Origin of the sequence: Pseudoduganella chitinolytica (genome assembly GCF_029028125.1) — a bacterium.
GTDB classification, from domain to species: domain Bacteria; phylum Pseudomonadota; class Gammaproteobacteria; order Burkholderiales; family Burkholderiaceae_D; genus Rugamonas; species Rugamonas chitinolytica.
Genome location: NZ_CP119083.1, coordinates 4,281,094 through 4,294,042, shown reverse-complemented (window position 1 = coordinate 4,294,042; position 12,949 = coordinate 4,281,094). Strand labels below are relative to the sequence as shown.

Sequence of the window (12,949 nt, the reverse complement as noted above, 5' to 3'; positions counted from 1 at the left end):
CTGACCAATTGGTAAGTTACTGTTTCTCTTCCTATGCAATCCGACACCAAGCCACGCTGGGAGCGTCGCAAGGACGCCCGGCCGCAGGAACTGCTGGCCGCCGCGCTGGACCTGTTCGTCGACCGCGGCTATGCCGCCACCCGCCTCGAGGACGTGGCGCGCCGCGCCGGCGTGTCGAAGGGCACGCTGTACCTCTACTTTGAAAACAAGGAAGAGCTGTTCAAGGCCGTCGTGCGCGAGAACATCGTCGAGGTCATCGGCAAGGCCGAGAGCGACATCGCCGCGGCCGCCGACGCCAGCTGCAGCGAACTGCTGCGCACGATGCTGAACAAATGGTGGAGCGAGGTCGGGTCCACCCGTGCGTCCGGCCTGGCCAAGCTGATCATGGCCGAGGCCGGCAATTTCCCGGAAATCGCCGCGTTCTACAACGACGAGGTCATCGAGCGCGGCAACGCCCTGATCGCGTCGATCCTGCGGCGCGGCGTCGCCAACGGCGAATTCGCACCCGTCGATGCCGACCTGATGACGCGGGTACTGACGGCGCCCGTCATCATGCTGATGCTGTGGTCGCACAGCTTCTTCCCCTGCGACACGGGCAGCATCGATCCGGAAGCGTTCATGGCCGCGTTCCTCGACCTCGTCGAGCGGGGCATCCGGGCGCCGGCCCCGGCCGCGCTAACTTAATCGGTAGCATTTTTTGCACGTTCAGTCCCCGCAAACTGCAGGCTGTCGCAATTTTCCGCGTTCCGTCGTCGTTGTCGTTAATATGCCGTCCTGACCAGTTCAACGATAAAATGACGGATTCTTATTCCTTCACCGAGTCAACCAAGATGAATATCGAACAAGCCCGCTTCAATATGATCGAACAGCAGATCCGTCCCTGGGACGTGCTGGACACCGACATTCTCGATCTGTTGATGGTCGTTAAGCGTGAGAACTTCGTACCGGAAGCGTATAAAAACCTGGCCTTCGTCGACACGGAAATCCCGCTGGCCGGTGGCGCCGCGATGCTGACGCCCAAGCTGGAAGCGCGCATCGTGCAGGATGCAGGCGTCAAGAAACACGAGAACGTGCTGCTGGTGGGCGCCGGGACCGGCTACGTGGCCGCGCTGCTGGCACACCGTGCCCTCCAGGTGACGGCGATCGAGATCGACCCGGCCTTGAAGGCACAGGCGGAAAAGAACCTGTCGGCCAACGGCGTCTCGAACGTCCGCGTGGAACTGGGCAATGGCGCGCAGGGCTGGGCCAACGGCGCGCCCTACGACGTCATCGTCTTCACGGGCGCGCTGCCGGTGCTGCCTGAAGGCGTGCTGCAGCAGGTCAAGGCGGGTGGGCGCATCCTGGCCATCATCGGCGAATCGCCGGTCATGTCGGCACACCTGATCACCCGCACGGGCGACAGCAGCTACGACACGAAAAAACTGTTCGAGACGGACGTCAAGCCGCTGGCCGCCGCCGTCACGCCTTCGCACTTCACCTTCTGACGCATCGGGGAGAACCGCTATGCAGCACCTGACCGCACCCGACCTGGCTGCATGGCTGGCCGACCAGGACCGTCCACGCCCGTACCTGCTGGACGTGCGCGAACCGTGGGAATACGAGACCTGCCATATCCAAGGCGCGAACCTGATGCCGATGCAGACCATCCCGGCCCGCATCGACGACCTGGACGAGGATGCCGAGATCGTCTGCATCTGCCATCACGGCGCGCGCAGCCTGCAGGTGGCGGCGTTCCTGGAACGGCACGGCTTCGGCAAGGTCAGCAACCTGACGGGCGGCATCCACGCGTGGGCGCTGCAGGTCGACCCGACGCTGCCGAAGTACTGAGCAGACATCCGGGCGCGGCGGCGCGCCCGCGCATCGACATCGCATCAAGCAAGTAAAACACAACACAATCCAGAACTTTTGACGACTCCAACGGAGAATGCAATGCAGAGACCCCTTATCGCCGTGCTGATCGCCAGCGCCTTGATGCTCAACGCAAAGGCGGCACAGGCGGCCGATCTTATCCAAGTCTACCAGCAGGCACTTGCGAACGACGCTACCTACGCGAGCGCCCGCAATTCGCTGACGGCAGGCCAGGAACGGATCGCCCAGGGGCGCTCCCAGTTGCTGCCGCAAGTCGCGCTGAGCGGCAGCCACGTCAAGAACAACGGCGAGTTCTCGCCGGTGAACGAGGGCGCCACGACGATCGTCGACGGCGCGCCGGTCGTCATCGGCAGCCGCAATGCCGACAACAGCCAGAACACCTACCAGTTGCAGCTGACGCAGCCGCTGTTCCGCTGGGCCAACTGGCAGAACTACCAGCAGAGCAAGCTGGCGCAGGCCCAGGCCGAGGCCCAGTTCGCCCAGGCACAGCAGGACCTGATCGTGCGCGTGGCGCAGGCCTATTTCGACGTGCTGACGGCGCAGGACAACCTGGCCTCGATCCAGGCGCAGAAGTCCGCCACGACGGAGCAGCTGGCGTCGGCCAAGCGCAATTTCGAGGTCGGTACCCAGACCATCACGGACACCCACGAAGCGCAGGCCGCGTACGACCTCGTGGTCGCCCAGGAATTCGCCGCGATCAACGACCTGGAAGTGCGCCGCACGGCACTGCAGCAGATCATCGGCACGGCGCCCGCGGCGCTGGCGACCTTGCGCACGGGCGTGACGATCGCGCCGCCGCAGCCGGCCACCATCGAACCCTGGATTTCGTCGGCGGAGCAGCAGAACTACGGCGTCGCCGTGCAGCAGCTGGCCGTGGAAATCGCCAAGCGCGAGATCGAGCGCAACCGCGCCGGCCACATGCCGACCGTCGACCTGGTCGCGTCGTCCACGCGCCAGAGCCAGACGGCCAATGGCGTCACGAAGAATAACGCCATCGGCGTGCAGTGGAGCGTACCGATCTTCAGCGGTTTCCAGATCACGAGCAGGGTGCGCGAGACGATCGCGCTGGAAGAAAAGGCCCGGAACGACCTGGAAGCGACCAAGCGCAGCGCCGCGCAGAACGCGCGCCAGGCTTACCTGGGCGTGAACAGCGGGCTGGCGCAGGTGCGGGCGCTGGAAGCGGCCGAAGTGTCGAGCAAGTCGGCGCTGGAATCGAACAAGCTGGGTTACCAGGTGGGCGTGCGGATCAATATCGACGTGCTGAACGCGCAGCGCCAGCTGTACTCGACGCAGCGCGACCTGTCCAAGGCACGCTACGACACGATCATGAACGGCCTGCGCCTGAAGGCGGCGGCGGGCTCGCTCAAGGAAGAGGACCTGCGGCCGATCAATGCGTTGCTGACCAACTAGAAAGCCCTTGGGGGCACTCCCTGCACAGGGACTGACCCCGAAGTTTGCGCGCATTGTGTCGAGGTTCGCGACAAACTTCAGGGTCAGTCCCGCAGGGACAGACCCTATGCTGCATCCATCAGCTGTTCAAGCCACCACCGGCGCCCGAGAACGAGCGCTCGATCAATTCCACCTTGTAGCCGTCCGGGTCCGTGATGAACGCGATCACCGTCGTGCCGCCCTTCACGGGGCCCGGTTCGCGCGTGACGTTGCCGCCGTTGGCGCGCGCGGCGTTGCAGGCTTCCACGATATTTTCCGTCGAGATGGCGATGTGGCCGTACGCGGTGCCCAGCTCATAGCTGTCGACGCCGTAGTTGTACGTCAGCTCCAGCTCCGCATGGTCCGGGTTGTTGCCGTAGCCGACGAAGGCCAGCGTGTACTTGTACTCCGGGTTGTCGCTGGTGCGCAGCAGTTTCATGCCGAGCACGTTGGTGTAGAAGTCGATGGAGCGCTGCAGGTCGCCGACCCGCAGCATCGTATGCAGGATGCGCATGCTGAAATCTCTCTTTTGGCGGTTGAGGCTGAAGGGAACCCGGCGTGATCGCGGGCCCCGGGAGCAGCGATTGTATGCGTTTTCGCCCGGGCTCGCTGAGCACCGCCCCTATTGTTCCTGCACCCGCACCCGCACCTGCTCCTGCTCCTGCTCCTGCTCCTGTTCGCCGTGCCGCGTCCCGACCGTATTGCTGCCTTCGCGCAGCCGGTATGCTCCGTCGGCGAACACGTAGCGCGCCGTGCCCCGTTCGCTGCGCTGCTGGCGCTGTCCGCCGGCCTGGGCCACGGTGGTCGTGCTGTCGATGTCCAGCACGAGATCGTAATACGGTGCAGCCCCTGGGACGAGGCGCCATTGCGCGACGTTGTGCCAGCAGCGCTCGCGCGACTCGTCGCAATCGTCGTCGTTGTCCGAGCGGATCAGGGTCTCGCCGCCCGTCAGGTCGGCCACCCGTTCGGCCGTCGGATCGAACAGCGCCAGGTGAATGGCCGTCTCGCCCCGGTTCGCCATGCGGTCCTCGACCGCGAGACCGGTCTTGCCTGCGGCCAGGTTCACCCAGCTGACCTTGCCGATGCGGCCGTGCGAACCGAGCCGCGCCACGTTTTCGTGGCGCCGCAGGACGTGCCACTGGCCTTCCTGGCGACGCAGCAGGTACAGGCTCAGGGCGCCCGGATTGGCCAGGTCGCCCGTGGCCGTGCCGTTCTCGTCCGCGCTGTCGCCCGAGACCACCAGCACCGTCTCACCGGTCGGCAGTTCCGTGGCGCTGACGCCGTCCAGCACCATCTGCCAGCGCTCGGCCGGATTGTCCGGGTCCGGCATCGGGGCCAGCGCGTCGCCGCTGGCCGCACGGTAGGCGTTGCCGTACACGGCCTGCATCAGCAATGCGAAGCGGTCCTGGACCGGGGCTTGCGGCGCCGCCGCAGCAGGAAGGGGCGCGGGCGCGGCGGCGGGGACGGAGGCGCTGGGGCCGGGACGCTCCGGCGTCTGGCGCGAACAGGCGCAGGCCAGCAGCGCCGGCAAGAGCAGGGCGATGGCGTTCTTCATGTCAGATCACCGGCAAGGTATTGGCGCCGTCGCGCAGGCGGTAGCTGCCGCGCTCGAAGACGTAGCGCGCGCTGCTGGCCAGCGAGCGGGTGCCGCGGGGACGGCGGCTGGCGCATCCTCCGCCACGTCGTCCTGCTCGCCCGAGATCGTCAGGACCAGTTCGTCGTACGTGCCGGCGGCGGGCTCGAAACGCCACGTGGCCGTGCCGGACCAGCAATGCGTCGCTTCGGGGCATGCGCCGGAGCTGTCGGACGCGATCAGGATGCCTTCGCCGGTCAGGTCGCCGATCTTTTCCCGCGCGGGGTCGAACAGCGACAGTCGCGTCGCCACGTAGCCCTGGCCGATCCAGTGGTGCTCGACGGCCAGCCCTGGCCTGTTGCGCGCCAGCATGACCCAGCGCAGCTCGCCCGCTTCGCCCATCCGCCCCAGCTGGGCCACCTCGTCGTGCCGGCGCGTGACGTGCCAGCGGCCCTCCTGCTGGCGCAGCAGGTAAATGCTGAGCCGGCCCGGATCGGCCAGCGACGGGTTCTCGTCGCCATTCTCGTCCGTTGCCGTGCTCGTCACGACCAGTACGGTCTCGCCGGACGGCAAGCGGGTCGAGGTCGCGGCCCGGTAGACGGTGCCATTGGCCTTCTGGAAACTGTCCGCCGCACCGATGCCTTCCACCGCGCGGCCCTGCGCCGGCAGGTAATCGTCGCCAAACACGGCGGCCATCAGCGGCGCGTAGGGATCCTTGCTGGCCGCCATGGCGGCGGCGCGCGCCGCTTCCGGTGCAAGGGTCGGCGTGTCGGCGGGACCGTTATCGTGGCGGGCGCAGCCGGACAGCACGGCCGCGGTGGCGGCGGCCAGCAGGAACGCAAGGGCAGGCTTCATGTCAATGTAGTGCAAAAAAGACAATATTATAGCCGAAGCGGGCCGCAGCCTGCTTCAGATGCCGGGAATCGTGTTCTTGCCGTCGCGCAGTTGATAGTGCTTGCCGTCGTAGACGTAGCGGGCATTGGCGTTGAGCGACTTGCGCACGCGCTCGACGGTTTCGTCGGGATTCTCCGGTTCCACGGCGGGGTTCTTCGCAATGTCCTCGTAGCCGGTGATCGTCAGGACCAGGTCGTCGTAGGCCGCGCCGCCCGGCTCGAAGTGCCATTGCGCCTCCGCTTCCCAGCAAGTGTCGGTGGACGGACCGCACGCGCCATCGTTGCTGGAGTAGACAGCGATGCTTTCGCTGACGAGATCGGCTACCTTCTCGGCGGTGGGGTCGAACAGTGCCAGCAGCGTGATCGTCTGGCCCTGCCAGGTACCGCCGTGCAGCACGGCCAGCCCGACCTTGTCCTTGGTCAGGTGTACCCATTTGATCTCGCCGAGCTGTCCGAACGAGCCCAGCGAGGCGACATTCTCGTGGCGACGGCGGACCTGCCACGTGCCGTCCTGATTGTCCAGCAGGTACAGGCTCAGCAGTCCAGCCGACGAATGTGCCGATTGCGGCTCGCCATCCTGGTCCGTCATCTCCGCGTTCACGGCCAGTACCGTCTGTCCCGTCGGCAGGCGGGTCGAACCGACGCCGGTCACGACCATCCGGAGGCGCTGGCGCCGGTCGTCCGGATCGGTCATGTCGGCCAGCGCGTTGCCCTTCGCCGGGCGGTAGAGCGTACCGAAGACCGCTCGCATCAGGTCGGCATAGGTGTCGTTGACCGCAGGGGCAGGGGCGGGGGCGGTAGCCGCAGCGGGCGGGCCTGCCTTCGTGATGTGGAGCGGGGCTGCCTCGGCGGGTTGTTCGCGCGAACAGCCCGCCGACAACAAGGCGGCTGCCAGGGCAGCGGCCGGAACCAGTTTGTTCATTGCTGTTGTTCTTAATCGAAAAGCAATGAATATAGACGAAAACGGCCGCGGACGCGACCGCTCGGCCGGCCGACGTGCCTTATTTGCCCGCCGGTGCCACCCGCCAGATCGTATTGCCCACGTCGTCCGCGACCAGCAGCGCGCCGTCCTTGGCGACCGCCACGCCGACCGGACGGCCGTTGGCTTTTTCGTCCTTGTCCAGGAAGCCCGTCAGGAAATCCTGCGGCGGCCCGGCCGGCTTGCCGTCCACGAACGGGATGTACACGACCTTGTAGCCACTGTGCGGCTTGCGGTTCCAGGAGCCGTGCATGCCGACAAAGGCGCCGCCCTGGTAGCTGGCCGGGAAGGCGTTGCCTTCATAAAACGCCAGGCCCAGTGCCGCCGTGTGCGCGCCCAGCGCGTAGTCGGGCACGATGGCCTTGCTGACGAGGTCGGGGCGGGGCTCCTTGACGCGCGCGTCCACGTTCGGCCCGTACCAGCTGTAGGGCCAGCCGTAGAAGCCGCCGTCCTTGACGGAGGTCAGGTAGTCCGGCACGAGGTCGTTGCCCAGCTCGTCACGCTCATTGACGACCGTCCACAACGTTTTCGTCTTCGGTTCCCAGGCCATGCCGTTCGGGTTGCGCAGGCCTGTCGCGAACAGGCGCGACTTGCCGGTGGCGCGCTCCAGCTCCCAGATGGCGGCGCGGCCTTCCTCCTTGTCGATGCCGTTCTCGGCCACGTTGCTGTTGGAGCCCACCGTCATGTACAGGAACTTGCCGTCGGGGCTGGCCACGATGTTCTTGGTCCAGTGGTGGTTCAGCGGTCCGGCCGGCAGGCTCATGACCTTGACGCCGGCCGCCGCGATGGCCGTCTTGCCTTCCTCGTAGGAGAAGCGCATGACGGCATCGGAATTGGCGACATAGAAATCCTTGCCGACCAAGGTCATGCCGAATGGCGAATGCAGGTTTTTCAGGAACACGGTGCGGGTCTTCGCGACGCCGTTCGCATCCACGTCGCGCAGCAGCGTGATGCGGTTGGCCGACGGCGTCACGGCGCCGGCCTTCTTCATCTGCATCTGCATGATCTTGCCCTTGATGCCCTTGCTGTCCTCCGGCTTCGGCGGCGCGTTGGTTTCCGCCACCAGCACGTCACCGTTGGGGAGCACGTACAGCCAGCGTGGATGATCCAGGTTGCGGGCATAGGCCGTGACGGTGAAGCCGGGCGGGGCGACGGGCTTCTCGTCGCCTTTCCACACATCGACAGGCGCCACGTTGACGGTCGGGATGAGGCTCTTTTCCGGTTCCGGCAGCTTCGGATTGGGGCCGTAGCCGACCGGATACTGGGGCGCCTGTGCCAGCGCGGCGCCGCTGGCCAGCAGGGAAACGAGGGCGATCGTGCGTTTCATGGTGGGCCTGTCGGTCAGTCGCGCTTGATTTCGGGCAGCGGTTTCGCCTGCACGTCGCCGCCGGCGGGCGGATCTTTCTGGATGCCGCGGTCCTCGCGCAGGTCGGTATCGACGAGGCCTTGCTCGATGTCGCGCGCGGCCTGCTCGATGCGGGTGCGCGGCTCGCGGTGTTCGGCGCCTTCGGTCGATTCGTCGCGCTCGTGCGGCAGGCGCTTGCCGCCGGTGGCGCCCACTTCCACGTCCGTATTGACGCGGCGGTCCTTCTCGTTGGGCTCGACGTTGTTGCCGTTATCGTTGCCGCTGTCGTTGCTGCTCATGATGGGGTCCTTCCTTAAAAACTTGACTTAATCACATCATATCGGCGATCGTGGCCGTCGGTCGCGCGCTTGAACTGTTGGTTTATCGCCATTGTCCCGGTGCATTTTTTGCATGGAATGCGTACGATGACGCTTTCCATGCAACGATTCACTTTCACCGCGGACTCCAGCTTGAAACCAGCGACGATCGAAGCGGCCGGCCACCATGACGTGCCGTCCAACTGCCGCAACTGCGGCGCCGCCGTCAGCGGCCATTACTGTGCCCAGTGCGGCCAGGAGACGCGGCTGCACATGCCCAGCCTGGGCGAATTCGTCCACGAATTCGTCGGCCATTACGTGGCGGTGGAAGGGCGGCTGTGGGGCAGCCTGGGGCGGCTGCTGTTCCGCCCGGGCGCGCTGACCAACGAGTACCTGGCGGGACGCCGGCGCCGCTACGTCGAGCCGTTGCGGCTGTACCTGTCGCTGTCGATCCTGTTCTTCGCGCTGATGAAGTTTACCGCCACCGACGTCGTCCACTTCAACACGAAGAAGGAGGCCGACGGCAAGGCGGTGGCGGCACAGCAGGGCAAACCGGATGCGATGATCATCGGCGACGCCGACGACCTGCCGGAGGACATGCCGCACCACACGACATTGCCCGCACCGCTGGAGGAACTGGCGCCAGGCCTGCGCCAGTCGATCGACCATTTCGACCGGCTCAGCAAGGAGCAGAAGAGCGAGGTCATCCGCGCCAGCTTCTTCCGCTACGCGCCGTACGCCATGTTCTGCCTGATGCCGCTGTTTGCCCTGTACCTGAAGCTGCTGTACCTGGGCACGGGCCGCCGCTACGGCGAGCACGTGCTGTTCGCGCTGCACACGAATGCCTTCGCGTTCGTGCTGTTCGGCGCATTCCTCCTGATGCCGGAAGGCTTCCTGAAGTTCGCGCTGTTCTGCTGGCTGCTGGCTTACCTGCCCTGGGCCATGAAGCGTGTCTACGGCAAGTCGCGCTGGGGCACCGCGTGGCGCTGGTTCCTGCTGGTCGGGCTGCACACGTTGTCGCTGGCGATCGCCATCGTGATCGCGCTGGGCCTCGGCATCGCCACCACGCATTGAAAAGACCTTACCGTTGAATTCGACTACCACCGTCGCCCCGCGCTGGGGCATGGCGCTCGACCTCGAGCGCTGCATCGGCTGCCACGCCTGTTCCGTCGCCTGCAAGGTCGAGAACAGTGTGTCGCTGGGCCACTTCCGCACCAAGGTGTACTACCACGACTGGCAATCGCAGAACCCCGTCACGGCCAAGCCGATGATGAAGCGCGCCTTCCTGCCCACGCTGTGCATGCAGTGCGAGGACGCGCCGTGCCTGCAGGCCTGTCCGAACGACGCCATCGAACGGGGCGGCGACGGCATCGTGCGCATCGTCGAGGCGAACTGCGATCGCAGCCGCGACTGCATCAAGGCATGTCCGTACGGCGCCCTGCACGTCGACCCGGTGGCGCAGGTCGCCGACAAATGCGACTTCTGTTCGCACCGGCTGGAGGCAGGACTGGAACCGGCCTGCGTCGAATCGTGTCCCGCAGGGGTGTTCGCGTTCGGCGACCTGAACGACCCGGCCAGCAAGGTCGCCACGTTCAACGCGCGCCATCGCGGCAGCCTGTCCGTGCTCAAGCCCGAAGAGGGCACGAAGCCCGTGGTGCAGTACCGCGGCCTGGGCGGCGTCGTGCCGCGCGCGGCGGAGCGCAAGATCCCGAAGGGGCGCAGCCACGATCCGTTCTCCTACGAGATCGACCGCTGGGCGGAGGAGCGCTGATGGAACGGCGCAGCTTCATCGCGCGCGGGATCGCCGCGCTGGCAGGCCTGGGACTGGGCGAACTGATCGAGCTGGCGCCGGCGCAGGCGCTGACCTACCGGCCGCTCGCCGACGGCACGCAGCGCAAGGTGCGCAACGACTACCGCAGCGCCAGGCGCGTCACGACGGTCTGCCTGAACTGCTCGACCGTCTGCGGCATCGAGGCATTCGTGCAGGACAACAAGGTCATCAAGATCCGCGGCAATCCGCGCGATCCGAACATGGCCAATTCGTTCATGACGTGCGCCAAGGGGCAGAGCGGCCCGACCATCAACGACTATCCGGAGCGCCTGCTGTATCCCTTGAAACGGGTGGGCGCGCGGGGCGAAGGGACATGGCAGCGCATCGGCTGGGACGAAGCGTACGACGAGATCGCGCGCCGTATCCGCGCCAGCATCGATGCGGGCCATCCGGAACGGGTGGCGCTGCACCAGGGCCGCTCGCGCATCGACGCGGAAATCAACCGCTTCCTCGGCGCCATCGGCTCGCCCGTGCAACTGAACCACCGGGCGCTGTGTTCGTCGAACAAACGCGCCGCCAACTACGTCTCGCTGGGCGAGACGGACTGGGAGTCGATCGACGCCGAGCGCTGCCGCTACTTCCTCAACTTCGGCGCCAACTTCTACGAGGCGCACCAGGGCGGCCTGCACCTGGTGAACCGCGTCGTCAAGGCCCGCTTCGACCATGGCGCCAAGCTCGTCACGTTCGATGTGCGCATGTCGAACACGGCTGGGCGCAGCGACGAGTGGCACCAGCCGTTCCCCGGCACCGAAGGCGCGCTGGCGCTGGCGATGGCGCACGTGATCGTGCGCGAGAACGCATTCGACCGGGAGTTCGTGGAGAACTTCGTGCAACCGGGACTCGACGCGATCCGCGCATGGCTGGCGCCGTGCACGCCGCGCTGGGCGGCGCAACGCTCCGGCATCGCGGCCGACGACATCGAGCGGCTGGCCCTCGAGTTCGCGGCACAACGGCCCGCGGCCGTGGCATTCACCAACCGCGGCACTGGCGCGCACTACAACGGCTTCAACGCCGAGCGCGCGGTCGTCATGCTCAACGCGCTGGTGGGGTCGATCGCCCGGCCCGGCGGCTACTGCTACGGCCTGGAAGAGAAGCTGTCGGCCGCGCGCTATCCGCAGCCGCAGCCGGTCCCGCCTCCCGTCAAGATCCGCACGGACCTGGAAGACCCGCCCGAATGGCCGCTGGCGAACCGCTGGCAGAAGATGAAGGTCGGCCAGGTGGTGTACGACTTCCTGCGCGAGGGCCGCGGAAAAATCGACGTCTATATCAGCTACACGCTGGCGGCGCCGATGACGTGGCCGGAAGGGCGCAGCACCACGGTGGACGTGTTGCGCGACGAGACGCTGATTCCGTTCCACGTCTGCTCCGACATCGTCTATTCGGAGATGGCGCATTACGCCGACATGATCCTGCCCGATGCGACCTACCTGGAACGGTGGGGCATGGACATCCGCAACAACCTCGAACTGCAGCATTACGTCACGCTGCGCCAGCCGGTCGTGGCGCCGCCCGGCGAAGCGGTCAGTTTTGCCGACAGCCTGTTCGAGATCGGCCGCCGGCTGGGCCCCGCGCAGGCAAGGTATTTCCAGTTCGGGAACCACGAGGCGTTCGTGCGCGCGCAGTGCTCGAAGCTGCCGGCGGTGGGGCCGGACGGGCAGCGTTTTGCCGACGGCTTCGAGTACATGAAGCACTACGGCGTGTACGTGGACACCAGCCAGCCCAAGCCCTACGAGGTCTATCGCAAGCCGCTGACGGCCAGGCAGCTGGAAGGCACGCATGTCGAGGGCGGCATCGTGCGCCGTGCCGATGGCAAGGCCGCCGGCCTGCTGGTCGATGGCACGGCGGTGCGCGGGTTCGCCACGCCATCGCGCCGCTTCGAGATCCTGGCGCCGGAAGTGCGCGAGGTGGCGGCGAAGCTGGGCCTGGCGGACGATGGGATGCCGTCCTATCACGCGATTCCGTCGCACCGGGGCCTGGCGCCGGACCGCTTCATCCTGACGACCTTCAAGTGGAACGTGCACACGCAGGGCCGCACCGCGTCGCAGAAATACCTGAGCGAGATCGTGCACGACAATCCGATGTGGATGCACACCAGTGTCGCGCGCCGGCTGGGCGTGCGCACCGGCGACACCGTCGAACTGACGACCTACCGGCCCGTTGCCGATGGCCAGGCGTGGCGCGGCACGGGCGCCAGGATCGGCACGGCCAGGGTGAAGGTGTTCGTGACGCAGGCGATCCATCCGCGCGTGCTGGCCGTGTCGAACTCCCTTGGCTGGGTCACGGGCGGCCGTGCCGCGCTGGGCGCCAATGGCCGGCGCGGCGAGGTGGCGGCGCGCGGCAGCGGCGCCGGGGCCGCGCAGGCGTTCGGGCCGGCGCCGGACGTGGACGATCTCGATGCGCTGGTCTGGTGGGACGAGCGCCGGGGCGGCCGCGGCAACGGCGTCAACATCAACGCGCTGCTGCCGATCAACCCGCAGCCGCTGGTGGGCATGCAGTCCTGGTACGACACCGTCTGCAGCGTGCGCAGGATCGCCAGGAAGCGCGCATGAGCGCAGGCGTGGGCGCGGCGCTTGCGGTTCCGTCGCACTGCACTTATACTGGCTAAATATACAGTATTGCACCGCCGTGCCTCGCCCTGCCCGAGTGGCGCGGCGGCGGGCGATGGCAGAAGAACCGGGAATGGTTTACTCTTCGGCGTATTGCCACCCGGGTGG

At 66.6% G+C, this 12,949-nt stretch carries 13 protein-coding genes; 7 read left to right on the top strand and 6 right to left on the bottom strand.

The features are described 5' to 3' along the window. Positions 1-33 precede the first annotated feature (33 nt). The 4 genes from PX653_RS19055 (at position 34) to PX653_RS19040 (ending at position 3,279) form a co-directional block, all read left to right on the top strand. Entirely contained in the window at positions 34-684 is a 651-nt protein-coding gene (locus PX653_RS19055; protein WP_277414315.1) for a TetR/AcrR family transcriptional regulator, read from the top strand. Between the two features lie 146 nt (positions 685-830). Then, complete coding sequence (locus PX653_RS19050; protein WP_277414314.1) at positions 831-1,484, top strand: protein-L-isoaspartate O-methyltransferase family protein; 654 nt, start codon at positions 831-833, stop codon at positions 1,482-1,484. Positions 1,485-1,503: 19 nt separating this feature from the next. Further along, complete coding sequence (locus tag PX653_RS19045; protein WP_277414313.1) at positions 1,504-1,827, top strand: rhodanese-like domain-containing protein; 324 nt, start codon at positions 1,504-1,506, stop codon at positions 1,825-1,827. A gap of 102 nt (positions 1,828-1,929) precedes the next feature. Continuing rightward, complete coding sequence (locus PX653_RS19040) at positions 1,930-3,279, top strand: TolC family outer membrane protein (RefSeq protein WP_277414312.1); 1,350 nt, start codon at positions 1,930-1,932, stop codon at positions 3,277-3,279. 118 nt (positions 3,280-3,397) lie between these two features. Here PX653_RS19040 and gloA read toward each other — a convergent pair whose 3' ends face one another. The 6 genes from gloA to PX653_RS19010 all read right to left on the bottom strand — a co-directional run bounded on the left by gloA (position 3,398) and on the right by PX653_RS19010 (position 8,386). Next, positions 3,398-3,811: a lactoylglutathione lyase gene (gene gloA, locus PX653_RS19035; RefSeq protein WP_277414311.1), complete on the bottom strand. Its 414-nt coding sequence runs from the start codon at positions 3,809-3,811 to the stop codon at positions 3,398-3,400. Positions 3,812-3,919: 108 nt separating this feature from the next. Further along, positions 3,920-4,852: a hypothetical protein gene (locus tag PX653_RS19030; RefSeq protein WP_277414310.1), complete on the bottom strand. Its 933-nt coding sequence runs from the start codon at positions 4,850-4,852 to the stop codon at positions 3,920-3,922. Between the two features lie 6 nt (positions 4,853-4,858). After that, on the bottom strand, positions 4,859-5,725 hold the full coding sequence (locus tag PX653_RS19025) for a hypothetical protein (protein ID WP_277414309.1): 867 nt from the start codon (positions 5,723-5,725) through the stop codon (positions 4,859-4,861). A gap of 54 nt (positions 5,726-5,779) precedes the next feature. Further along, the gene (locus tag PX653_RS19020) at positions 5,780-6,685 is read right to left on the bottom strand and encodes a hypothetical protein (RefSeq protein ID WP_277414308.1); all 906 of its coding nucleotides are present in this window, start codon (positions 6,683-6,685) and stop codon (positions 5,780-5,782) included. Between the two features lie 79 nt (positions 6,686-6,764). Continuing rightward, positions 6,765-8,069 carry a PQQ-dependent sugar dehydrogenase gene (locus PX653_RS19015; RefSeq protein ID WP_277414307.1) on the bottom strand — a complete coding sequence of 435 codons (1,305 nt, stop codon included), beginning with the start codon at positions 8,067-8,069 and terminating at the stop codon, positions 6,765-6,767. A gap of 14 nt (positions 8,070-8,083) precedes the next feature. Further along, a complete protein-coding gene (locus tag PX653_RS19010) occupies positions 8,084-8,386 on the bottom strand; it encodes a hypothetical protein (RefSeq protein WP_277414306.1) in 303 nt (100 codons plus the stop codon). A 138-nt stretch (positions 8,387-8,524) separates the two neighbouring features. On the opposite strand from PX653_RS19010, the gene PX653_RS19005 reads away from it, so the two are divergent. From PX653_RS19005 to PX653_RS18995, 3 genes are read left to right on the top strand one after another with little or no spacing between them, the layout of a single operon-like run. Then, a complete protein-coding gene (locus PX653_RS19005) occupies positions 8,525-9,478 on the top strand; it encodes a DUF3667 domain-containing protein (RefSeq protein ID WP_277414305.1) in 954 nt (317 codons plus the stop codon). A 13-nt stretch (positions 9,479-9,491) separates the two neighbouring features. Continuing rightward, positions 9,492-10,175 (top strand): 4Fe-4S dicluster domain-containing protein, encoded by a 684-nt coding sequence (locus tag PX653_RS19000; protein WP_277414304.1) that lies wholly within the window; start codon positions 9,492-9,494, stop codon positions 10,173-10,175. After that, complete coding sequence (locus PX653_RS18995) at positions 10,175-12,784, top strand: molybdopterin-containing oxidoreductase family protein (RefSeq protein WP_277414303.1); 2,610 nt, start codon at positions 10,175-10,177, stop codon at positions 12,782-12,784. The genes PX653_RS19000 and PX653_RS18995 overlap by 1 nt, the downstream gene beginning before the upstream one ends. Positions 12,785-12,949 lie beyond the last annotated feature (165 nt).